The sequence below is a fragment of the Stenotrophomonas maltophilia group sp. LNF247 genome, assembly GCF_054083135.1.
In genome coordinates, this window is sequence record NZ_JBSRQL010000017.1 from 23,648 (window position 1) to 45,893 (window position 22,246).

A 22,246-nucleotide genomic window follows, 5' to 3' on the forward strand; every position below is an offset into this window, starting at 1 on the left:
TCCATGTTCAAGGATAAAGGTTGTCGCTCGTCAGCAGCCCGCTGTCGAACTTACGAAAGAGTTCGGCAATAGATTCGGCGATGTGCTTGCCTTGGCGGATATCGAGATCGCCCAGATCGAATGAGACGATCTGTCCGCGACTGAGCGGGCAGAGATCGAGCGAAATGAGCGTCGATCCACCGTCCGTTCCAATGCCGATCAGGGAGTCGCCAAGGTAATGGCGGATCTGGTAGCTGCCGTTGAGCTCGATGATGCGGGCGATGGACCATAGGTCCACATGAATATGAGGGAACACGCAGCGCCCGCCGTTTGACCAGTGCAGGAGCTGCATGAAGTCCTCGGGAATCGCAGCTTCGACCCAATGCGCCTGCAGTGTACGCAGATCGTCCGTATGCGCGCCGGCCTCGCGTGTCCATCGGCTTTGGATTCGGATGAAGCTCGGCATGCCTGGTTGATCCCGGTTTTCCACGCAGCTCCCCAGTAGTCAATCGTACTACCGTGGCGTAGCTCATCCTTGCCGACAAGTGGCATTGGCGACATGGGCAGGGAGGCGCCGTGATTGCAATCGCATTCAGCGAGTGTCGACCAAGGTCGACACCTACCAGAGTTGAGCCATGGTATGTTGATCGAGGTCGAGCGACGGCGGTAGTGCCGGCCGCTGGCCGGCATCCGCGATGGCACGGGAGCGTGTCGACCAAGGTCGACACCTGCCAGGGCTGGGCCATGGCATGCCGATCGACCAAGGTCGGCACCTATCAGGGCACCAGCCTTCAGTCCACCTTCGATGGGCCCGTGCGCCAGCGGCTGGGCACCAGTCCGAAACGCTTGCGGAACGCCGCAGCGAAGTTACTGGGATGGCGGTAACCACAGGCCGCAGCGGCCTGTTCAACTGTCCAGCCGTCCTCGCGCAGGCCCTGTTCGGCGTGGCGCATGCGCTGTTCGTGCAGATAGTCGAACACCGAGCTTCCATACTGCTGTGCGAAGTGGCGGCGCAGCGAACTGGGACTCATGCAGGCCAGCTGGGCCAGTTCGATCAGGCTGTGGGCATGGCTGGGGTCGTCATGCAGGTAGGCACGCACGCGCTCCAGCCGCTCGCGCTGGCCGGCGCGCAGTGTGCGTACATGCTCGGTCTGCATATCCTCGGCCTGGAGGCCGACGGCCAACACCTGCAGGGCCACGCCTTCGCGCCACAGCGCATCGATGTCGTCCTGCCAGGGACTGTCGAACAATTGGGCGAGCGTTGGCAGCAAGGCATGCGGAATGGCCCAGTGGCGGCACTGCAGAGGGGAATGAAGGACCCGTTGCAGTGCCGGCAGGCGCAGCATGTCCACGTCCAGGTCGGCCGGTACGCTCAAGCTGACCCCGCGCAGGTGGCTGCCACCAGGATGCAGACCGGCCATGGAAACAGGTTCATGGTGACTTGTGGTCATGCCTGTGCCGGCGCGCAGCGTGAACCCCTTGCGACGAGGAAACTGGACATCCACTTCGCCCTGCAGCATCAGGCGGATGGTCAGGCCGGCACCTTGCACAGCGGTGGCCGTGTAGGTGAACCGGTTGTGCACGTCCGAGGCGATCAGGCCCAGGCCACCGCGCAGTGACTGCTCGTGGACGTCGCCACGCCCTGCCCATTGGTCGTCGCGCAGTTCACTCCCTTCGATCCGGTAGTCGTAGCCATGGCGTTCGCCGAAGTGGCGGTAATCAGCAAAAGTGAAATATCGGGACATCGCTCTGCGCAAACACAGGTTGAATTGGATGTGTCGAAGAAACTGGAAGTGTTTCCCATTGTCGCCGCGATTCGCGCGCTTTTGACCTCAATAAGGTCAAAACGATTGGCGATTACGGCCAAAGTGAAAGTGCCGCCGAACATACGCCGGCGTTTTGCATGCATATCCGTACGTAATTCCATACATAAACTTCAGTTGAGGTCTTATGGCTGGAACGATCACCTGAAGATGCGATGTCAGCCTGGCCGTCACGGGCGCGCGCGTAGGGTGGGGCGGTTGGCTGTTGCAGGCCACTTAGATACCCCCACTGACGGAGAACGCAGATGATTGACTACCAACTCACCGGCAAGACCGCGATCGTGACCGGCGGTGTGTCCGGCATTGGTCTGGCCGTGGCGCAGACCCTGGCGGCGTCCGGCGCGCGGATCTCGGTCTGGGACTTGAAGCAGGATGCGGTGGATGCCACCGTGGCGCAGTTGCGCGATGCCGGTGCACTGGCGATTGGCATCGCGCTGGACGTCACCGACGATGCAGCGGTGGAGGCGGCGGTGCAGCGCACCATCAAGGAACTCGACGGCCTGCACGTGGCGGTCAACAACGCCGGCATCAGCGGGCCGGCGGCCAGCAGCGGCGATTATCCGATTGATGGCTGGCAGCGCGTGATCGATGTCAACCTCACCAGCGTGTTCCTGTGCCAGCGTGCGCAGATCCAGGCCATGCGCGCGGCCGGCACGGGCGGCAGCATCATCAACATGGCCTCGATCCTGGGCCAGGTGGGGTATGCCGGTTCCACTGCGTACGTGGCGGCCAAGCACGGCGTGGTCGGGCTGACCCAGACCGCAGCGTGGGAACATGCGGGCGACGGCATCCGTGTCAACGCGGTGGGTCCGGGCTTCATCAGCACACCGCTGCTGGAGAAGATGGACCCGAAGGTGCGCGCCACGCTGGAAGGGCGGCACGCGTTGAAGCGGCTGGGTACGCCGGAGGAAGTGGCCGCATTGGTAGCCTGGCTGGCCAGCGACGATGCCTCGTTCGCGACCGGCACGTACTACGCCATCGATGGTGGCTACCTCGCGCAGTGATGCGCTGAACGCGGGTTACGGGGTCGCCGGGCATCGCCCGGCGCTACCGGGTGAACGCACTGTGGGGTGGCCTTCACCTCTGTGCCACGCATTCCACGCGACGCTCAGGGAAATTCCGGAGCTTTCCCATGGAACTTACCCAGGATGTCTCGATCCTGCTGCGCGTAGCCGCAGCGATGCTGTTCGGCGGTGTGCTCGGTGTCGAGCGGGAAATGGGCAAGCACGCCGCCGGCCTGCGAACGCACATGTTGATCGCCGGGGCCGCCGCGTTGATCGTCGGTCTCGGCGACTCGGTGGCCGAACATTTCCAGCAGGAGCGTTACCGCGACCTGTTGCAGGTCGATCCGGTACGCCTGATTGAAGCGGTGGTGGCCTGCGTCGGCTTCGTGGCCGCTGGCACCATTCTGCGCGGCTCACGCGAGGACCAGGTCAGCGGCTTGACCACGGCCAGTTCGCTGATCATGGCGGCGGCGATCGGGATTGCGGTGGGGATCAGCAAGTACGTGATCGCCATCGGGGTGAGCGTGCTGTGCGTGCTGGTGCTGGCGGTGATGCGGCGGTTGGAGAAGCGGATTTCGTAGGGAAGGTCGCGTTGCCGGCCAGCGGCCGGCACTACCATGACGTTTGTAATGGTCGGACCAATATGACGGCTAGCCCTATGGTCTAATAGGCTCATCGTCGGAGTGGCGGTTAAATCTGCTACAAGTGGTCTGATCGAAATCATCAATGGTAATACCAATGATCGACGGCCACGGCGACCCACCGCTTGCGGTGGGCTCCTCCGTTCCCAGTCGAGAATCTTCATGCAGCCCTGGCAACACCTGTACGACCCCGCCGGCAACCTGTGGTTGTCCAGCCTGATCGCGCTGCTGCCGATCGCGTTCTTCTTCGTTGCCCTGGCCGTGCTGCGCATGAAGGGCTGGCTCGCCGGCACGATCACCGTGGCCATCGCGCTTGGTGTGGCGCTGTTGTTTTACCGCATGCCGTTGGCCCAGGCGCTGGGCGCGGCCGGTTTCGGCTTCGTCTACGGCCTGTGGCCTATTGCCTGGATCATCATCGGTGCGGTGTTCCTCTACAAAGTTTCGGTCAAGACCGGGCAGTTCGACATCATCCGCGCTTCGATCCTGTCGGTGACCGAAGACCAGCGCCTGCAGATGCTGATGGTCGGCTTCGCCTTTGGCGCCTTCCTCGAAGGCGCGGCCGGTTTCGGTGCGCCGGTGGCGATCACCGCAGCGTTGCTGGTCGGGCTGGGCTTCAAGCCGCTGTATGCCGCCGGCCTGTGCCTGATCGTCAACACCGCGCCGGTGGCGTTCGGCGCGATGGGCATTCCGATCATCGTGGCCGGGCAGGTCACCGGTCTGGATGCATTCGAGATCGGCCAGATGGCCGGCCGCCAGCTGCCGTTCCTGACCATCATCGTGCTGTTCTGGATCATGGCGATCATGGATGGCTGGCGCGGCATCAGGGAAACGTGGCCGGCGGTGCTGGTTGCGGGTGGCTCGTTCGCCATCGCGCAGTACCTGACCTCCAACTTCATCGGCCCGGAACTGCCGGACATCACCGCGTCGCTGGCGTCGCTGGTGTGCCTGACCCTGTTCCTGCGCCGCTGGAAGCCGGTGCGGATCTTCCGCTTCGATACCGAAACCAGCGCCGAGGCGGCCGCACAGGCACTGGAAGCCCCCCGCTACAGCGTTGGCCAGATCGCCAAGGCGTGGTCGCCGTTCCTGATCCTCACCGCGATGGTCACGCTGTGGAGCATCAAGCCGTTCAAGTCGCTGTTCGCGGCGGATGGCCCGCTGGAAAGCTGGGTACTCAAGATCCCGGTGCCGGGCCTGGACCAGATGGTGCAGAAGATGCCGCCGATCGTGGATGCACCGTTGAGCTACGAAGCCGTCTACAAGTTCGACTGGTTCTCGGCCACCGGTACCTCGATCATCCTCGCTGCGGTGATCGCGATCATCGCGCTGCGCATGCCGGCCCGTTCGGCGCTGCGCACCTTCGGCGAAACCGTGCGTGAGCTGCGCATGCCGATCTACTCGATCGGCATGGTGCTCGCCTTCGCCTTCATCGCCAACTATTCGGGCCTGTCGGCGACGCTGGCGCTGGCACTGGCGCACACCGGCGACGCGTTCCCGTTCTTCTCACCGTTTCTGGGCTGGCTGGGCGTGTTCCTGACCGGCTCGGACACCTCGTCCAATGCCTTGTTCTCGGCACTGCAGGCCACCACCGCACAGCAGATCGGCGTGTCCGACGTGCTGCTGGTAGCGGCCAACACCACCGGTGGTGTCACCGGCAAGATGATCTCGCCGCAGTCGATCGCCATTGCCTGCGCGGCGGTCGGCCTGGCCGGCAAGGAATCGGATCTGTTCCGCTTCACGGTCAAGCACAGCCTGATCTTCACCACGATGGTCGGCCTGATCACCCTGGCCCAGGCTTACTGGCTGACCTGGATGATTCCTTGAGCCATGCGCGGCTGGCCGACCACCCGCTGCGCGCTTCGGGCCACAATGGCGCCATGAGCACGCAACGTATTTCGGACAAGGTGGCTGCGCAGCTGCGCGGCCTGGTGCAGGAACAACAGCTGCGGCCGGGCGACCGGCTGCCGGCCGAGCGCACCCTGGCGGTGCAGCTGGGGGTCTCGCGCACCGCGCTGCGCGAAGCCATCGCGCAGCTGGCCAGCCAGGGCCTGCTGACCGCACGGGTCGGTGGCGGCACCTACGTGGCCGAGCCTGCGGCACGCGCGCGGCAGGCGCTGGATGAACCGCTGGCGCCGTACCTGCCGCTGTTCCAGGGCGACCCGGAATACCGCTTCGACGTGCTGGAGATCCGCCACGCGCTGGAAGGTGCCACCGCCTGGCATGCGGCGCTGCGTGCCACCGACGAGGACCGCGCGCGCATCGCACAGGCCTTCCAGACCATGATGGACGCGCACGGCAAGGACGACCCCACCGGCGAGGCGGAGGCCGACGCGGCCTTCCACCTGTCCATCGCCGAGGCCTCGCACAACCTGGTGCTGCTGCAGGTGATGCGCGGGCTGTTCGAACTGCTGCAGACCAACATCTCGCAGAGCCGCGAAAAGCTCTACACCTCGGCGAGGACCTTCTCGCCGTTGTCCGACCAGCACCGCGAGATGATGGACGCGGTGCTGGCGGGCGACCCCGAACGCGCGCGCGCCGCCGCGCATGCCCACCTCGAATTCGTGCACACCACGCTGCGCACCCTCGATGACAACGAAGCCCGGCGTGCGCGGGCCTCGCGCCTGCCTTCCCCACACGGTTGACCCCATGATCATCTCCGCCTCCACCGATTACCGTGCCGCAGCGCAGCGCCGGCTGCCGCCGTTCCTGTTCCACTACATCGATGGCGGCGCGTATGCCGAGCACACGCTGAAGCGCAACGTTTCCGACCTGTCCGACATCGCGCTGCGCCAGCGCATCCTGCGCAACATGTCCGACCTGAGCCTGGAAACCGAGCTGTTCGGCGAAAGACTGGCGATGCCGGTGGCGCTGGCGCCGGTCGGCCTGACCGGCATGTATGCCCGGCGCGGTGAAGTACAGGCAGCGCGCGCGGCCGACAGCCGCGGCATCCCGTTCACCCTGTCCACCGTATCGGTGTGCCCGATCGAGGAAGTGGCACCGGCCATCCAGCGGCCGATGTGGTTCCAGCTGTATGTGCTTCGCGACCGTGGCTTCATGCGCAACGCGCTGGAGCGGGCGCAGGCCGCGGGCGTGACCACGCTGGTGTTCACCGTGGACATGCCGGTGCCGGGCGCGCGCTACCGCGATGCGCACTCCGGCATGAGCGGCCCGAACGCCTCGCTGCGCCGTATCGGCCAGGCCATCACCCATCCGCACTGGGCGTGGGACGTGGGCCTGTTCGGCCGCCCGCATGACCTGGGCAACATCTCCACCTACCGTGGCAACCCGACCGGGCTGGAGGACTACATCGGCTGGCTGGGCAGCAACTTCGATCCGTCCATTTCATGGAAGGACCTGGAATGGATCCGCGAGTTCTGGAAGGGGCCGATGGTGATCAAGGGCATCCTCGACCCGGATGACGCGCGTGATGCGGTCAAGTTCGGTGCCGATGGCATCGTGGTCTCCAACCACGGTGGCCGCCAGCTGGACGGCGTGCTGTCCACCGCACGCGCACTGCCGGCCATCGCCGACGCGGTGCAGGGCGACCTGAAGATTCTCGCCGATTCGGGCATCCGTACCGGCCTGGACGTGGTGCGCATGCTGGCGCTGGGTGCCGACACCGTGCTGCTGGGTCGCGCCTTCGTCTATGCGCTGGCTGCGCAGGGCGAACCCGGGGTGGCCAACCTGCTGGACCTGATCGCCAAGGAAATGCGCGTGGCGATGACGCTGACCGGCGCGCGCCGCATCGCCGACATCGGCCGCGATTCGCTGGCCAGCCTGCCATGAGTGGCCACGATGCGGTGCTGGCGCAGTTGCGCGATACGGTCGGCGGTCGCCATGTACTGACCGGTGACAAGGCCACGCGCCGCTTCCGTCGCGGCTACCGCTTCGGCGATGGCCCGGTACTGGCGGTGGTGCGTCCGGGTACCTTGCTGGAACTGTGGCACGTGCTGCAGGCAGCGGTGCAGGGCGGCGCGGCGATCATCCTGCAGGCGGCCAACACCGGCCTGACCGGCGGCTCGACCCCGGACGGCGATGACTATGGCCGGCCGATCGTGCTGGTCAGCACGCTGCGCCTGACCGGCATCCAGTTGTTGAACGAAGGCCGCCAGGTGCTGTGCCTGCCGGGTGCCACGCTGGACCGCCTGGAGCAGACGCTGGCCCCGCTGGGTCGCGAACCGCATTCGGTGATCGGCTCGTCCTGCATCGGTGCCTCGGTGCTGGGCGGCATCTGCAACAACTCCGGCGGTGCGCTGGTGCGCCGCGGCCCGGCCTACACCGAGCTGGCACTGTATGCGCAGGTCGATGCGCAGGGCCAGCTGCAGCTGGTCAATCATCTGGGCATCGCGCTGGGTGATACGCCCGAGCAGATCCTGCAGCGCCTGCAGGCCGGTGACTACACGGCCGCCGACGTGGGCGATGGCGACGGCCGTGCGGCTTCCGACCCACGCTATGCCGAGGAAGTGCGCAAGGTCGACGCCGATACCCCGGCACGCTTCAATGCCGACCCCAGCCGCCACTTCGAGGCAGCGGGATCTGCCGGCAAGCTGGCAGTGTTCGCGGTGCGCCTGGACACCTTCGAAAAAGAGGCTGCAGAGGTCTTCTATATAGGCAGCAACCGCACCGACAGCCTCACCGCGATCCGGCGCCAGCTGCTGACCGGCTTCGAGCGCCTGCCGATTGCCGGCGAGTACATCCACCGCGATGCCTATGATATCGGCGAGCGCTACGGCAAGGACAGCTTCCTGCTGATCGACCGCCTTGGCACTTCCCGCGTGCCCGCCGCGTTCGCGTTGAAGAGCCGTGTCGATGGCTGGTTCGAGCGGTTGGGCCTGCGCGGCGTGACCGACCGTGTGATGCAGGTGCTGACGGGCCTGCTGCCCTCGCACCTGCCCAAGCGCATGGGCGAGTTCCGCCAGCGCTACGAGCATCACCTGTTGCTGAAGGTCTCTGCCCAGGACGCTGCGGAAACCGAGGCCTGGCTACGCAGCTTCTTCGCCGGCCACGAAGGCGGCTATTTCCACTGCACGGCGGAGGAGGGACGCAAGGCGTTCCTGCATCGCTTTGCCGTGGCCGGTGCCGCGGTGCGCTACCGTGAAGTGCATCGTGACCAGGTGCAGGACATCGTCGCGCTGGACATCGCGCTGCGACGTGACGATGCCGACTGGTTCGAACAGCTACCGGCGGATATCGACGCGCGCCTGCTGCACAAGCTGTACTACGGCCACTTCCTGTGCCACGTGTTCCACCAGGACTACATCGCGCGCAAAGGTGAAGACCCGATGGCGATCGAGCATGCGATGTGGGCGCTGCTGGACCAGCGTGGCGCCGAGTATCCGGCCGAGCACAATGTCGGCCACCTGTACCCTGCCAAGCCTGCGCTGGCGGGCTTCTACAGGCAGCTGGACCCGAGCAATACGTTCAACCCGGGCATCGGCCAGACCTCGAAGGCCAAGGGGTGGGGTGGCTGCGACTGTAGTGGGCATTGACGGATACAAACTGGCTTTGCTGTAGAGCCGAGCCTATGCTCGGCTGCTCTTTCCGACAGACAGCAGTCGAGCATGGCTCGACTCTACAACGGCAGCGGTTACCATCTGGATCCCACGAGCAGGAATCTCCTCAATGCCCATCATCGTTGCCCGCACGACCATGGGCGTCGCATGGCTGGCGACCCCGCTGCTGGCGCTGGCCCAGTCCGCGATCCTGCCGCAGCAGCGCGATACCGCCGGCAATGTGATGGAGCCGCTGGGACAGGTGCTGATCGCGAGTGAGACTGGACCGTCGGGGCTTTATGACTGCACGCGGGACGGCAACTGGTGCATGCGCGTGCAACCGGTTGCCGAGGAGGGTGACCGGCCGAGCGTGCTGGAAGTGCTTGAGAAGGTGCAGGGCCGGGGCAAGCCGCACACCTACCACGTCAGCATCGACGTGCCGCAGGAAAGCGAGCTGTCGCTGTGGCCATGGATCGTGCGGCTGGCCCCTGGCGTGGGCAGCGATGAACCGGTGACCGACCCGCAGCAGCGCGCCCGCCAGAATGTGCTGGTGGGTGGCATCGTCACGTTCAGCACCATGTACTCCGGTGGAGGTGCCGACGCGTCCACGCTGCAGCTGGCACGCGTGCGCCACCTGCAGGACGACATCCAGGTGGACGACGACGTGCTGACCGTGCCATGGCTGGGCAATGCGATGATCCGCGCCTGTTTCAGCGAGCAGGACAGCAAGCAGCGTGCAGGTGCCTGCCACGACGAATACGGCTTCTCGGCGAAGCTGGCGCTGGACACGGCTGCCGAGGGTATGCCGGTGCTGCGCTACCAGACCGTGGCGACCCGGTTCCCGGCCGGTGTTTCGCGCTTCGAGGATTCGCTGGCCAAGGGGCCGCTGAAGAAGCAGGATCTGCGCACCGAACAGGACCCTGTGTGTACCTACACGCGGTTGTTCCACTTCCGCGAGGGCATGTTCCACCCGGACCAGGCGCTGCCGGACTGCGCCGGCTATACCGAACCCTGAAGTGTAGAGTCGAGCCATGCTCGACTCGGGTTCTCGCGTGGCCCGGCCGCAGAGCAGCCGAGCGTGGGCTCGGCTCCACAAAAACTGAGGCGGCGCTTACTCGCAGCGGGTGGCGGTGATGACGTTGTCCTTGTCCACGAACACGCGCAGGCGGTCCTGGCGGATGTCCTTGGTGGTGATGGTGCTGGGGCCGATCGGGTTGACCAGGCCGGCACCACTCTCGCGGGACAGGCGGCGGATGTTGGGCTCATTGGCCGGCTGGCCGATCGCCCAGCCCAGCTGGCTGGCGTCGCAGCGGCCGCTGCCTTTGACTTCCGGGCCAGGGGTGCTGACGCAGGCCGACAGCAGCAGGGCAGAGGCTGGCAGCAACAGGGACAGACGGAATGCGGACATGCGAGCGCTCCTGCGCAGGGGAAGATGACGGGAACGATAGCACCGGGCGTGCGAAAGGCGTCAGCGATCCGGTCATTGCCGGCACAGCGTGGTCATTGCATAGTGGGAGCAATGGCTGGCAGTACGCCAGCAGGCAGGCCGGGCCCTTCCGGCGCAGGTGTTGGGTACGGTATGACGTCAGGCAGTTTCCGCGGCAAGAACAAGACGATGACGGCGCTGACGCTGTCGCTGTCGTTGCTGGGCGTGGCGTCTGCCGCCTCCGCTGCCGATCCGGAACCTGCGGCGGTCGAAATCCCGGTGTTCGGCGCCTGGCGCAACCTGCAGACCGAAGCGGGCTACGAGCCTGCGCAGCGTAATCTGGCCTTTGCCATGCTGCCGCAGGCGGCGACCCGTGGCGACCGTTTCGCTATCCTCGACCGTGAAGGCAAGCGGACGGTGTGCTGCCTGCAGGTGGCCAGCCCCTCGCTGGGGGTGGCCGCGCTGCGTGAGCAGTACCACCTGCCGCAGGCCTGGGTGACCGACCTGAGCAATGGCCGCAGCCCGGTACGTCCCTATGTGCCGCACGTCTATGCGATGCAACGGGTGGACGAACTGGCCGACTACAGCTTCGCCGACGTGCCGGGCGCCTACAGCGACCTGGGCGGGCTGCTTATTCCCGAAGGTGCCGCGCTGGAGGCCGACGGCAGCGCCGTCCGCCTGGGAGACATTCGCTATCCGCTGCATTTCCAACGCCAGCCGCATGCTGATGACGATGGTGCGCTGGACCGCTACAGCCTGCAGGCGGGCGAGGGCGGGGCACCGATCGTGGTTGAAGTGCCGTTCGGCACCTACTGATTGCAGCAGCGCACTGGCTAGAATGCAGCGCGGCGCTGTGTGCCGTGCCTGTTCCGTGAGTTGTTTCCGTGTCCCTGCGCCCCTTCCTGCTGCCGTCCCTTCTGCTCTTGTCTGCCTGTGCAAGCGCGCCGCCGCCACCGGCTCATGCCGATGCGCTGTGGCGGTTGATCGAGCGTGACTGCCGTGGCGCTGGAGGGCCGCGGGGTGACTGCCTGCGGGTGGAGCCGGCCGCAGACCGCCGCGATGTGCTGGTCAAGGACGCGCACGGCGACTACCAGTTCCTGCTGATGCCGCTGGACAAGGTCAGCGGTATCGAGAGCCGCAGCCTGTACCAGCGCGGTGCACCGAACTACTTCGCTGCGGCCTGGCAGGCGCGCAGCCACACCGAGCAGGCCTTGCGGCAACCGCTGCCGCGCAACGTCGCGAGCCTGGCGTTGAACTCGCCGCACGGCCGTTCGCAGCACCAGCTGCACATCCACGTGGATTGCCTGCGTGCCGACGTGCTGCAGGCGTTGGACGCGCATGCCGCTGCCCTGGGCAGCCGCTGGGCACCGCTGCCGGTGCCGCTGCGTGGTCATCAGTACCAGGCCCGCCTGTTGCCGGGCGCGGAACTGACCGCCAATCCGCTCAATCTGCTGGCCTATGACCTCGCCGGCGTGGGCGACGTGGGCCAGTGGAGCCTGGTGGTGGCCGGCCGGGAACCCGTGCAGGGTGGCCCCGGCTTCATCCTGCTGGCCACCCGTGTGGACCCCGGCACCGGTAACGAGGCCAGCGCTGAAGAGCTGCAGGACCACGCCTGCGCAGTGCTGACCGGCGCAGGTGCATCGCTGGAGCGGGTCCGCTAACCCTGGGGGTGCTGGCGGCTGCGCCAGACCGGCGCGGTCAGCGCCAGCAGCTGGCGATCCTGCCAACCGTCCAGATCCAGGTGATGGTCGCGCAGCAGCCCTTCCTGTTCGAAGCCGAAGGCGTGCAGTGCAGTGGCGAACGGGCTGCTGCAGTCCGGTGGCAGCATCACGAACAGGCGGTGCACACCCACATCCTCGAAAAGGAACGGGCACAGCGCCCGCAGCGCTGCATCCGCGTGCGGGTGCCAATGCTGCAGCGACAACAGCTCGGCGCAGCGCGTCTGCAAGCACTGCAGGCGGACATGCAACTGGTCCAGTACTGTGCCGTGCTCGTCATGGAATACCCCCAGCATCAGCTGATCGTTGTCCTGCTCCAGCCGCGAGCGGTGCATGTGGGCCAGGAAGCGGGCTTCCTCGTCGATACCCGCCGGATGGCGTCGGCCGCGCCGGCGGCGATCATCGAACAGGCGCCAGCGCGGCAGGTCGGTACGCTGGAACGGGCGCAGGGTGACCGGTGCGGCCTGCAGCTGCAGCAGGTGACGGCGCAGCACCGGCCGCAACGGGGGGAGAAGCGGGGTGGGATACGGGATCATCATCCCCGGCACGATGGCCGCGCCCGCCCCCCGGCACCATTCAAAACATTGCAAAAATGCGGTGAGCGGCGCCGGGGGACTGATTCGGTTCAGGCATAAGGCCATCAGGCCTGGTCATTTCCGTTGAAACCACCCATTCAGGACACTTTCGTTACGGGATCGTTATGTGCCCCACAGGCCGCTCCCGCTACCACCCGCCCAACTCCCCCCAGGAAGCCCATGTCCGCCTCCCCCAAGGCGCTGCGCCCGCGTCCGCTGGTGCTCGCACTGTCGTCCCTGATGCTGGTTTCGCTGCCGGCCTTCGCGCAGGAAAGCGCGCCCACCACATTGCAGGAAGTGAAGGTCACCGGCTCGCGCATTCCGCGCGCCAGTGTCGAGGGGCCCTCGCCGGTGACGGTGATCAGCCGCGAGCAGATCGACGCGCAGGGCTACCGCAATGCCTTCGATGCGCTGAGCGCGCTGACCGAGAACACCGGCAACGTGCAGGGCGAGGACTTCGGCAATACCTTCACCCCGGCCGCCAACACCATCAACCTGCGCGGGCTGGGCCCGAACCGCACGCTGGTGCTGGTCAACGGCCGCCGCCAGGCCGACTATCCGCTGGCCTACGAGGGCTCGGTGAACGTGGTCAACCTGGCCAACATCCCCAGTGCGCTGATCGAGCGCATCGAGGTGCTGGCGGCCGGTGCGTCGGCGGTGTACGGCTCCGATGCCATCGCCGGTGTGGTCAACATCATCCTCAAGGACCGCTTTGAGGGCGTGGACGTGAACGTGCGGGCCGGCGGCACCCAGCAGGGCGGGGGTGACAACCAGCGCGCGCAGGTGGTCGGTGGCAGTTCCGGCGAGCGCTGGGATGCCCTGTTCGGCTTCGAGTTCGACGTGCGCAAGGCGATCCATGCGCGCCAGCGCGATTTCATGGACTCGCTGGATGATGACCCCGCCGGCAAGGCGCCGCAGGCGACCGCGATCGCGTATCGCCGCAACGCCGCTACCGGTCGCAACATCGATCCGGGCGCCAATGGCTGCGACGCGGCGTCGGACATCTATGGCGGCAGCGTGTTCCGTGCCTTCAACCCGCGCCAGGGCTGGTACTGCGGCAGCAACGAGGCCGCCGCCAGCTACTGGACGGTGCAGACCGAGAAGCGCAACCTCAACGGCTACGGCCTGCTGACCTTCCACGTCAACGAGACCACCGACCTGTTCGCCGATCTGGCCGTGGGCAGTGCACGCATCACCAACAACACCCGTGCGCCCACCTGGACCTCGGCGCGCAACTACTTCTACAACCAGACCACCGGCAACCTGGAAAGCTGGTACCGCCGCTTTGCGCCCGAGGAAATCGGTGGCCTGCCGCGCAACGCCAACCGCTTCCTGGAAAACTCATGGTCATTCAACGTCGGCGCGCGCGGCCAGATCGGCGACACTGGCTGGGACTATGAGGCGGTGTACAGCCGCTCGCGTTACGAGAACCGCACCCGCCGCCCGGTGCTGCTGGCCGGTATCAACGAATACCTGCTTGGCCCGAAGCTGGGCGTGCGCAATGGCGTAGAGGTCTATGCGCCGGATCCGGCGCGCCTGTTCCAGCCGCTGAGCCCGAACGAGTACCAGAGCCTGTCCGGCTACCAGGAGAGCCGCAACGCGGCGTGGCTGCAGACCTTCAGCGCCAGCGTCAACGGCCGGCTGTTCGCACTGCCCGGTGGCGACGCTGCGCTGGCCGCGGTGGTCGAGGCTGGCAGCCAGGGCTATCGCAATCGACCGGACCCGCGACTGGGCACCGGTGAATTCTGGAACACCAGTGCAGGCGTCGGCGCCGGTGGCGAGCGTGACCGTTACGCCGCAGGTGTGGAGCTGCAGCTGCCGTTGCTGCAGTCGCTCACCACCACCCTGGCCGGGCGCTATGACCAGTACCGTGCCGGTGGTGAGCACATCGGCAAGGCGACCTGGAGCTTCGGCGTCGAGTTCCGCCCGATCGAGAGCCTGCTGATCCGTGGTACCGCTGCCACCAGCTTCCGGGCGCCGGACATGAACTACGTGTTCGCGACCGAGACGCGTGGTTACAACCCGGGCATGACCGATTACTGGCGCTGCCGCACCGCAGGCCAGTCGTATGACAACTGCGATTACAACGGCCTGTCGATCGACTACAGCAACCGCGCCAACGCACAGCTGCAGCCGGAAACCGCCAAATCCTATGGTTTCGGCGTGGTCTGGTCGCCGCTGTCCGGGCTGGATTTCAGTGCTGACTACTACGACATCCGTATCGACAATGAGGTCACCAGCCTCGACACCAGCCGTATTCTTCGTGATGAAGCCGATTGCCGCCTGGGCCGCACGTTGGGTGGCGAAGCACGCGATATCGGTTCACCGCTGTGCCAGGACGCGCTGTCGCGGGTGATCCGCAACCCGTCCAATGCCACGGTGCAGCCGGACCAGGTAACCCGCGTGCTGATCAACCCGATCAACGCGGCCTCCGAATCGGTGCGCGGCCTGGACCTGAAGGGCAACTGGCGTTTCGATGCCGGCCACTATGGCCGGTTCACCACGCGCCTGGCCTACACCGTGGTGCTGGAGCACAAGTACCGGCAGTTCTCCGATGATCCGGAGCGTGACATCCGCAATTCGCTGGATGACTACCAGTGGCGCAGCAAGGCCAACGGCAGCATCACCTGGAACCAGGGTGACTGGACCACTACGCTGTACGGCAACCGCTTCGGCTCGCTGCCGAAGACCGATGGCAGTGGCCGCATCGCGCCGTACATGACGTACAACGCCAGCGTGTTCCGCCAGTTCGGCGAGAACCTGTCGGTGGGCGTGATCGTGAACAACCTGCGCGACAGCCGCCCGCCGGCGGACAGGAACGGTGGCGGCTGGCCGTTCTACCCGGTCGGCAACTACGACCCGTATGGCCGCCAGTACTGGGTGCAGCTGGACTACCGGTTCCGCTGATCGGGCGGGCAGACAGAAGGCCCGGCAATGCCGGGCCTTCTGCTGTGTCCCTATCCGCTGTGATGGCGCGCGCCGGCGGCCTAGGGCAGTGCCTGCTGCAGGTACGACTCGATGACGTAGCTGAAAGGCTGCTGCTGGCGGTCGCGCAACAGGGCACGCACCTCCAGGATCACGCCGCGGTCGCCTTCGCCCCGCGGCGGCCAGAACGTCTGGTCGGCCAAGGTCTGGCGCTGGAAACCGAGCGGGCCGACCACGCGACCGAAGGGTTCGTCGGTGCTGTCCAGCACCTGGTTCATGGCCGGGCTGAGATGGCCGGGCAGGTACCAGTTGTCGGCCTCGGACAGCACGCGGCTGCCGCAGACCAGCTGCACGCGGCGATAGCGCAGGTCGGCACCCGGCTTCACACCCAGCGCCTGCAGCACATCGGCGGGGGCAGGCTTGTCCTGGCCGTGCACACGCACCGCGCGGACCCGCGCCTGTTCGGCCAGGCCATGTTCGGCACACCAGTGTTCCAGCGTGGCAGTGGCGCTCTGTCCGGACAGCACGCGCTGGTGCAGGCGCTCGACCAGTGCAGCCGGGGCAATGCGCTGCTGGCCCGGCGGCGACTGCAGCGGCGCAGCGGCCGCCGCATCAGTGGCGGACAGGCTGGCGATCGGGGCGGCGGCAAGCAGGGACGCGGCCTGCCAGCGGCGGAGACGATCGTGGCGGTCGGACGGGCCCATGCGGCATCACAGCGGAAACAGGCGCCCATGTTACCCGTTCAGGGGTGTGCACGGCGTGGCTGCGACCGGTTGTCGCAGGGCAGTCATCGCTCTGATGAATGCGTGCCATCCAGATATTTCGTTGGCCGATGGCTGCGGCGAGGCGCACGATGGCGCCATTCTTGGCATTCCGGGAGTTCCCGATGACCCTCCAGTTCGTCCATGGCGGTGTCGACCGCGACGGTGCGCCACTGCATTTCCATATCCGTGATGGCCGCATCAGCGGGCTCAATGGCGAGACCGCGCCGGATGACGGAGCGGAATGCGTCGACCTGCAGGGCTTCGCGGTGCTGCCCGGGCTGGTCGACGGCCACATTCACCTCGACAAGAGCTTCGTCGGCGACCGTTGGCACCCGCACCAGCCGGTGAACAGCCTGCGCGAGCGGCTGGCGGTGGAGAAGGCGGCGGTGGCGGGTGCGGCATCGATGGTGGACCGTGCCGAGGCGCTGATCCGCCAATGCAGTGCTTTCGGTACGGTGGCGATGCGCTGCCATGTCGATATCGACGCCAGCACCGGTCTCGGCCATCTCGAAGCAGTGCGCGAGGCGGCGCTGCGCTGCGCCGACATCATGCGGATCCAGCTGGTGGCGTTTCCGCAGGCCGGGGTGATCTCCTGTCCCGGCACCGCCGCCGTACTGGAGCAGGCGCTTGCCGCGGGCGTGGAGGTGCTCGGCGGCATCGACCCGACCACGCTCGATGGTGATGCCGAAGGCCAATTGGCGCTGCTGTTCGGCCTGGCCGAGCGCTACGGCGTGCAGCTGGACATCCATCTGCACGAGCCCGGCGAAACCGGCCTGGCCCAGCTGCTGCGCATCGCGGCGCGGACGCGGGCTGCCGGCCTGCAGGGGCGGGTTGCGGTAAGCCATGCCTATTCGCTGGGCGACGTGCCGCTGGCGCGCGCGCTGCAGGTGGGCGAAGCACTGGCCACGGCGGGTGTGGCGATCATGAGCAATGCGCCGGGCGATCATCCGTTCCCGCCGCTGCGCGCGCTGCATGATGCCGGTGTGCGCGTGTTCGCAGGCAACGACAACATCCGCGACTGCTGGTGGCCGTATGGCAACGGCGACCTGCTGCAGCGGGCGATGTTGCTGGGCTACCGTTCCGGCTTCTACACCGATGCCGACCTGATGCTGGCGCTGGACTTGGTCACCACCCATGCCGCGCAGGTGATCGGCCTGCCGCAGCATGGTATTGCCGAAGGCCGGCCGGCGACCTTCGTGGCCGTGCGTGCCGACCACGGCCCGGCCGCCGTGGCCGGGGTGCCGGTGGAGCGCAGGGTGGTGGTCGACGGCCGCTGGCTGTAGATCCGCGTCATGGCGTGGACGGCACCATCGCGCGGTCTCATTCATCCACGCATGGCGTGGATCTACCCCGATATGCCGTCAGGCGTAATCGTCGGCGCGGGTAGCGACGAACTCTTCCAGCCACGCAAGCAGGTGGGCGATGTCGATGATCTCGCCCTGCTCCACGCGCTTGAGCAGCAGGGTGCTGGCGCCGATCTGCAGGCTGCTGTCGGCATAGCGCAGCACCGCGTCGATGCCCCAGGCATCGGTCACCTGCATCCAGGCCAGGCCCGGCACACGCTGTGCCAGAGTGTCACCGAATGCCACGCCCAGTGCTTCCCAGCCATCGCAGTCGGCGCGGTCGATCAGCTCGGCATCGACCACGCGCTGCAATGTGCTGGGGGCCAGCGGCCATTGCACCGGCAACGTCGGGAAGCTGGCGGCCACGCGCGCGGCGATCAGCGAGCGCTGGTGCTGCAGATGCGTCTGCAGTGCAGCAGGCAGGGGATCGAAACGGGTGGGAATTTCGTCGGACATGGCAAGGCGCCGTGGAGCACGGAAACAAGAGTCACTGTAGCCGGCGATGTAGTGCCTTGGCGTGGCAGGTCTGATCAGATATCGATGATCAATGCGCGAACTCTGATTGCTCCCGCAGGTGCAGCATCAAGGTCCGTATACGTCATTCTGCGCGGCTTAATTGTTCGCTCATGGGCTCAGCTGGGCTTGAGCGCCTGCTGGATGATGAGCTCCTCGAGGGCTTCAAGCAGATGATTGATCTCGATGACCTGGCCTTCTTCGACGCGCTTGATCAACAGGGTGACGGCGCTGACGATGCTGTTGGCCTCTCCATAGCGGAGAACCGCATCGACGCCCCAGGCATCCGTTACTTGGGTCCAGGCAAGTTCCGGTACACGCTGTGCCAGACAGTCACCGAATGCGACCCCCAGTGCTTCCCAGCCGTCACAATCATCGTGATCGATCAGCTCTGCATCGACTACGCGTTGCAGCGTGCTCGGCAGCAGCGGCCATTGAACAGACACGGTGGGGAACGCAGATGCGACAAGGGCAGCAACCTGTGCACGCTGCTGCTGCATGTGCGCGATGAGTGCAGGTGGCAGCGGATCGAACCGCATGTCGGCTTCGTCCTTCGGAGCAGGAGTCAAAGTAACCTGGTACGTGCTGGTCATAGGCGGGGTAATCCGGAGAAGGGCGTTCCACCCTATCGTCCAGACTTCGGGGACGCCATCGGTGGGCCTTTTGCGACAAGCGTGCATTTGCTGGCGCACGAGCGCCCTTTCCGATGCCGGAGGGTCGTTTCCATCCACGCATGGCGTGGATCTACTGTGGTCAGTCCGGTTCGCGCTGTACCTGCCGCCACAGCTCGCTGGCCAGTGCCCGCACCGCATCATCGGCGTCGGCACGATGCAGCAGGCCGATCTCGTAGTTGTCGACCACCGGCAGCCCACGCTCGCCATCGATGATGCGGTGCTCGCGCGTGACCGCGCGGCGCGGCAGCAGGCTGATGCCGATGCCATCGGCCACGGCGCCCTGGATGCCACTGAGCGATGAGCTGGTGAAGGCGATGCGCCAGCGCAGGCCCAGCGCTTCCACGGCGTGGATCATCTCGTCGCGGTACAGGCCGCGCGGCGGAAACGTGACCAGCGGCAGCGGGTCCTGCTGCAGGCAGCTGCTGCGCAGGCTGTCGATCCAGTGCATCGGCTCTCGCCGGCAATGCACCGCCTGGCGGCTGTTGCGGCGCTGCTTGACCAGCACCAGGTCCAGCTCGCCGTGGTCGAAGCCCTGCGCCAGGTCACGGCTGAGGCCGCTGCTGATCTCCAGCTTCACCTGCGGGTGGCGGCGGCTGAAGGCGGCCAGCATGCGGGTGGTCTGCGGGTTGACGAAGTCCTCCGGTACGCCGATGCGGACCGCGGTCTCCACCATCGCGCCGGCCAGCGCCTGTGCCATTTCCTCGTTCAGGTCGAGCATGCGCCGCGCGTAGCCGAGCAGGGTGTGGCCGGCATCGGTGGGGTGCACGTCGCGATGGCCGCGCTCGAGCAGGCGATGCCCGGCCAGTTCCTCCAGCCGCCGCACCTTCTGGCTGACCGTGGACTGGGTCGAATGCAGGCGCGTGGCCGCCGTGGTGAAGCTGCCGCAGTCGGCCACCATCACCAGCGCCCGCAGCAGGTCCAGTTCGAACAGGGTTCTATTCGATTTGGCACTGTCTTGCATTTGAACATTTCACTTCTGGATACCCAGGCCGACTTCTACCATGCGGGGCAGGGGCCGGCAATGCGCGGCTGTTGCTACCGTCGCACGGCGTTCCGTGGCGACGGACACGAGGAGATACTGTCATGCGCGTCCATCATTCCGCTGGCTGGCCTGCGCCCTTCGCGCGCGCGCTGCTGTTGTGCCTGCTGGCCATGGTCACCCCCGCCTGCACCGCCATGTCCCGGGCCGACGCAGACGCGCGCCTGCGGGATGCTGCCAGCCGCGGCGACGCCGATGCGGTGCGACAGGCGATCGAGGAGGGCGCCACGCTGGAGGCGCGCGATGGCCAGGGCCGCACCGCGCTGCTGCTGGCCACGCATGGCAACAACGTGGAGGCCGCGCGTGCGCTGATCGAAGCCGGTGCCGACGTCAATGCCAAGGACGCGATGCAGGACAGCGCCTACCTGTACGCCGGTGCGCGCGGCCTGGATGAGATCCTGGCGATGACCCTGGCGCATGGCGCCGACCTGCGCAGCACCAACCGCTATGGCGGCACCGCGCTGATTCCGGCCGCCGAGCGCGGTCACGTCGCCACCGTGCGCACGCTGCTGCGGGCCGGTGTGGCGGTGGACCATGTCAACCGCCTGCACTGGACCGCGCTGCTGGAAGCGATCCTGCTCGGCGATGGCGGTGCGCGCCACGTGCAGATCGTGCAGCTGCTGCTGGAGGCAGGTGCCGACCCGGAGCTTGCCGACGGCGATGGCGTGACGCCGCTGACGCACGCACACCAGCGCGGCTATGCCGGAATTGAGACCCTGCTGCGCCAGCACGGCGCGCTCCGCTGAATGCAAACCCCTTCCACCCGCACGCTGGGCGTGCCCATCAGGATGCTGTCCATGTTCCGTTCCCGTCCGCTGTCCCTTGCCATCCTCCTTGCGGTAGCACCTCTGTCGGCGTCTGCCGCCGAGCGCGCCGACCTGCTGATCCGCAATGCCACCGTGGTCGATGTCGAGCACGCCAGCATCCTGGCCGGGCAGAGCGTGGTGATCCGCGGCGAGGACATCGTCGCCGTCGGTCCAGATGCGCAGCTGCGCAGCCAGTGGAGCGCGGCCCGCCAGATCGATGCCAAGGGCAAGTACCTGATCCCGGGGCTGTGGGACATGCACGTGCATTTCGGCGGTGGCCCGGCGCTGATCGAAGAGAACAAGGCACTGCTGCCGCTGTACATCGCGCACGGCATCACCACCGTGCGTGATTGTTCCGGCGATCTGCCCGAGCAGGTGCTGCAGTGGCGTGGCGAAATCGCCAAGGGCACGCTGTTCGGCCCGCGCCTGCTCAGTTCCGGCGCGAAGATCGAGGGCATCAAGCCGGTGTGGAAGGGCACGATCGAAGTGGGCAGCGAGACCGACGTCGACAAGGCGATCACCCGACTGCAGCACGACAGGGTCGATTTCGTGAAGATCACCGACAGCACGCTGAAGCCGGAACTGTTCCTGTACTCGGCCGGTGCGGCGCGAAAGGCCGGCTTCAAGGCCTCGGGCCACATTCCAATGGCGCTGACCGTGGAGCAGGCGGTCGATGCCGGCCTGGCGTCGATCGAGCATCTGGACTACGCATTCAAGGCCGGCAGCAAGGATGAAGCGCAGATCGCCGCCGACTTCGGCGCCGGCCGCATCGACCGCGCCGAAGCCAATCGCCGCCTCGACGCCAGCTTCGACCGTGACACCGCGATGCACGCCTACCGTGACTTCGCCAAGCGCGGCGTGTTCGTGACCCCGACCCTCAACGGTGGCCGCATCCTCGATTTCCTTGACCAGGATGACCACGCCAACGACCCGTACCTGGCCTACATCGGCCCCGGCCTGCGCGCGACCTACCAGTGGCGCGTGGACCGCGCGGCGAAGGCGACGCCGGCGCAGATCGAAGCGCGCCACGCGCAGTACCACCAGGTGGCCACGGTGCTGCCGATGCTGCAGGAGGCCGGCGTGACGATCATCGCCGGTACCGATGCGGGCTTCCTCAATTCGTTCAATTTCCCGGGCATCGCCCTGCACCAGGAGCTGCAGCTGTTCGTGAAGGAAGGCCTGAGCGCGCCGCAGGCGCTGTCGGCCGCCACCCGTTCCGGCCCGGCCTGGTTCGGCCAGATGGACCGCTACGGTGGCGTCGCGCAGGGCAAGGCTGCCGATCTGGTGCTGCTGACCGCCAACCCGCTGCAGGACATCGCCGCCACCGAGAAGATCGACAGCGTGATCCTGCGCGGCAACGTGTATGACCGCGCCGCGCTGGACAGGATGCTGGCCGACACCAAGGCCAAGGTCGCGGCGTGGAATGCCGAGGCGGCGAAGGCCAATTGAGGGTGGGGCGGGGCGGAATCCACGCATGGCGTGGATCTACCGGTTGCCGTACGGGCATCCATACCCGCGATCAGCAGT

Annotated in this window: 21 protein-coding genes; 13 read left to right on the forward strand and 8 right to left on the reverse strand. The window is 66.6% G+C overall.

The genetic code is table 11. The features are described 5' to 3' along the window. Positions 1-7 precede the first annotated feature (7 nt). Positions 8-445, reverse strand: coding sequence for an SMI1/KNR4 family protein (locus ACTXG9_RS15705; protein WP_457654805.1), 438 nt, complete (start codon positions 443-445; stop codon positions 8-10). 325 nt (positions 446-770) lie between these two features. Next, complete coding sequence (locus tag ACTXG9_RS15710) at positions 771-1,724, reverse strand: helix-turn-helix transcriptional regulator (RefSeq protein WP_111099221.1); 954 nt, start codon at positions 1,722-1,724, stop codon at positions 771-773. A gap of 323 nt (positions 1,725-2,047) precedes the next feature. On the opposite strand from ACTXG9_RS15710, the gene ACTXG9_RS15715 reads away from it, so the two are divergent. From ACTXG9_RS15715 to ACTXG9_RS15745, 7 genes are all read left to right on the forward strand, one after another. Beyond that, on the forward strand, positions 2,048-2,806 hold the full coding sequence (locus ACTXG9_RS15715; RefSeq protein ID WP_111099220.1) for an SDR family NAD(P)-dependent oxidoreductase: 759 nt from the start codon (positions 2,048-2,050) through the stop codon (positions 2,804-2,806). A gap of 128 nt (positions 2,807-2,934) precedes the next feature. Continuing rightward, positions 2,935-3,387: an MgtC/SapB family protein gene (locus ACTXG9_RS15720; protein ID WP_005413774.1), complete on the forward strand. Its 453-nt coding sequence runs from the start codon at positions 2,935-2,937 to the stop codon at positions 3,385-3,387. Between the two features lie 222 nt (positions 3,388-3,609). Then, a complete protein-coding gene (gene lldP / locus ACTXG9_RS15725) occupies positions 3,610-5,268 on the forward strand; it encodes an L-lactate permease (RefSeq protein ID WP_111099219.1) in 1,659 nt (552 codons plus the stop codon). A 53-nt stretch (positions 5,269-5,321) separates the two neighbouring features. After that, a complete protein-coding gene (lldR, locus tag ACTXG9_RS15730) occupies positions 5,322-6,086 on the forward strand; it encodes a transcriptional regulator LldR (RefSeq protein ID WP_005417039.1) in 765 nt (254 codons plus the stop codon). Between the two features lie 4 nt (positions 6,087-6,090). Then, positions 6,091-7,230: an FMN-dependent L-lactate dehydrogenase LldD gene (gene lldD, locus ACTXG9_RS15735; RefSeq protein WP_111099218.1), complete on the forward strand. Its 1,140-nt coding sequence runs from the start codon at positions 6,091-6,093 to the stop codon at positions 7,228-7,230. Then, positions 7,227-8,933, forward strand: a complete 1,707-nt coding sequence (dld, locus tag ACTXG9_RS15740) for a D-lactate dehydrogenase (RefSeq protein WP_227852834.1) — start codon at positions 7,227-7,229, stop codon at positions 8,931-8,933. Before lldD ends, dld begins: the two co-directional genes overlap by 4 nt. Before the next feature lie 133 nt (positions 8,934-9,066). Next, positions 9,067-9,951 carry a hypothetical protein gene (locus ACTXG9_RS15745; protein WP_111099216.1) on the forward strand — a complete coding sequence of 295 codons (885 nt, stop codon included), beginning with the start codon at positions 9,067-9,069 and terminating at the stop codon, positions 9,949-9,951. A 96-nt stretch (positions 9,952-10,047) separates the two neighbouring features. Here the strand turns inward: ACTXG9_RS15745 and ACTXG9_RS15750 are convergent, their stop codons facing one another. Then, positions 10,048-10,344, reverse strand: coding sequence for an I78 family peptidase inhibitor (locus ACTXG9_RS15750; RefSeq protein ID WP_010485066.1), 297 nt, complete (start codon positions 10,342-10,344; stop codon positions 10,048-10,050). 171 nt (positions 10,345-10,515) lie between these two features. On the opposite strand from ACTXG9_RS15750, the gene ACTXG9_RS15755 reads away from it, so the two are divergent. Next, a complete protein-coding gene (locus tag ACTXG9_RS15755) occupies positions 10,516-11,178 on the forward strand; it encodes a decarboxylase (protein ID WP_111099215.1) in 663 nt (220 codons plus the stop codon). 68 nt (positions 11,179-11,246) lie between these two features. Continuing rightward, entirely contained in the window at positions 11,247-12,023 is a 777-nt protein-coding gene (locus tag ACTXG9_RS15760; protein ID WP_058981810.1) for a CDP-diacylglycerol diphosphatase, read from the forward strand. Here ACTXG9_RS15760 and ACTXG9_RS15765 read toward each other — a convergent pair. Next, on the reverse strand, positions 12,020-12,619 hold the full coding sequence (locus tag ACTXG9_RS15765; protein ID WP_111099213.1) for a GNAT family N-acetyltransferase: 600 nt from the start codon (positions 12,617-12,619) through the stop codon (positions 12,020-12,022). The genes ACTXG9_RS15760 and ACTXG9_RS15765 overlap by 4 nt on opposite strands. Positions 12,620-12,835: 216 nt before the next feature. On the opposite strand from ACTXG9_RS15765, the gene ACTXG9_RS15770 reads away from it, so the two are divergent. Next, positions 12,836-15,562 carry a TonB-dependent receptor plug domain-containing protein gene (locus ACTXG9_RS15770; RefSeq protein ID WP_111099212.1) on the forward strand — a complete coding sequence of 909 codons (2,727 nt, stop codon included), beginning with the start codon at positions 12,836-12,838 and terminating at the stop codon, positions 15,560-15,562. A gap of 80 nt (positions 15,563-15,642) precedes the next feature. On the opposite strand, the gene ACTXG9_RS15775 is transcribed toward ACTXG9_RS15770, so the two are convergent. Continuing rightward, the gene (locus tag ACTXG9_RS15775; RefSeq protein ID WP_111099211.1) at positions 15,643-16,284 is read right to left on the reverse strand and encodes a hypothetical protein; all 642 of its coding nucleotides are present in this window, start codon (positions 16,282-16,284) and stop codon (positions 15,643-15,645) included. A gap of 182 nt (positions 16,285-16,466) precedes the next feature. Here ACTXG9_RS15775 and ACTXG9_RS15780 point away from each other — a divergent pair, with 182 nt between their 5' ends. Continuing rightward, positions 16,467-17,627 (forward strand): amidohydrolase family protein, encoded by a 1,161-nt coding sequence (locus tag ACTXG9_RS15780; protein ID WP_111099210.1) that lies wholly within the window; start codon positions 16,467-16,469, stop codon positions 17,625-17,627. A 78-nt stretch (positions 17,628-17,705) separates the two neighbouring features. Here the strand turns inward: ACTXG9_RS15780 and ACTXG9_RS15785 are convergent, their stop codons facing one another. The 3 genes from ACTXG9_RS15785 to ACTXG9_RS15795 all read right to left on the reverse strand — a co-directional run bounded on the left by ACTXG9_RS15785 (position 17,706) and on the right by ACTXG9_RS15795 (position 19,835). Beyond that, positions 17,706-18,143 carry a DUF3806 domain-containing protein gene (locus ACTXG9_RS15785; RefSeq protein WP_111099209.1) on the reverse strand — a complete coding sequence of 146 codons (438 nt, stop codon included), beginning with the start codon at positions 18,141-18,143 and terminating at the stop codon, positions 17,706-17,708. Positions 18,144-18,319: 176 nt separating this feature from the next. Then, entirely contained in the window at positions 18,320-18,793 is a 474-nt protein-coding gene (locus tag ACTXG9_RS15790; RefSeq protein ID WP_111099208.1) for a DUF3806 domain-containing protein, read from the reverse strand. A 160-nt stretch (positions 18,794-18,953) separates the two neighbouring features. Then, positions 18,954-19,835: a LysR substrate-binding domain-containing protein gene (locus tag ACTXG9_RS15795; protein WP_288041548.1), complete on the reverse strand. Its 882-nt coding sequence runs from the start codon at positions 19,833-19,835 to the stop codon at positions 18,954-18,956. 122 nt (positions 19,836-19,957) lie between these two features. Between ACTXG9_RS15795 and ACTXG9_RS15800 the strand changes: the two genes are divergently transcribed. Then, the gene (locus tag ACTXG9_RS15800) at positions 19,958-20,659 is read left to right on the forward strand and encodes an ankyrin repeat domain-containing protein (protein WP_288041547.1); all 702 of its coding nucleotides are present in this window, start codon (positions 19,958-19,960) and stop codon (positions 20,657-20,659) included. A gap of 51 nt (positions 20,660-20,710) precedes the next feature. Further along, positions 20,711-22,168, forward strand: a complete 1,458-nt coding sequence (locus tag ACTXG9_RS15805; protein ID WP_457654806.1) for an amidohydrolase family protein — start codon at positions 20,711-20,713, stop codon at positions 22,166-22,168. The last annotated feature ends 78 nt before the right edge of the window (positions 22,169-22,246 follow it).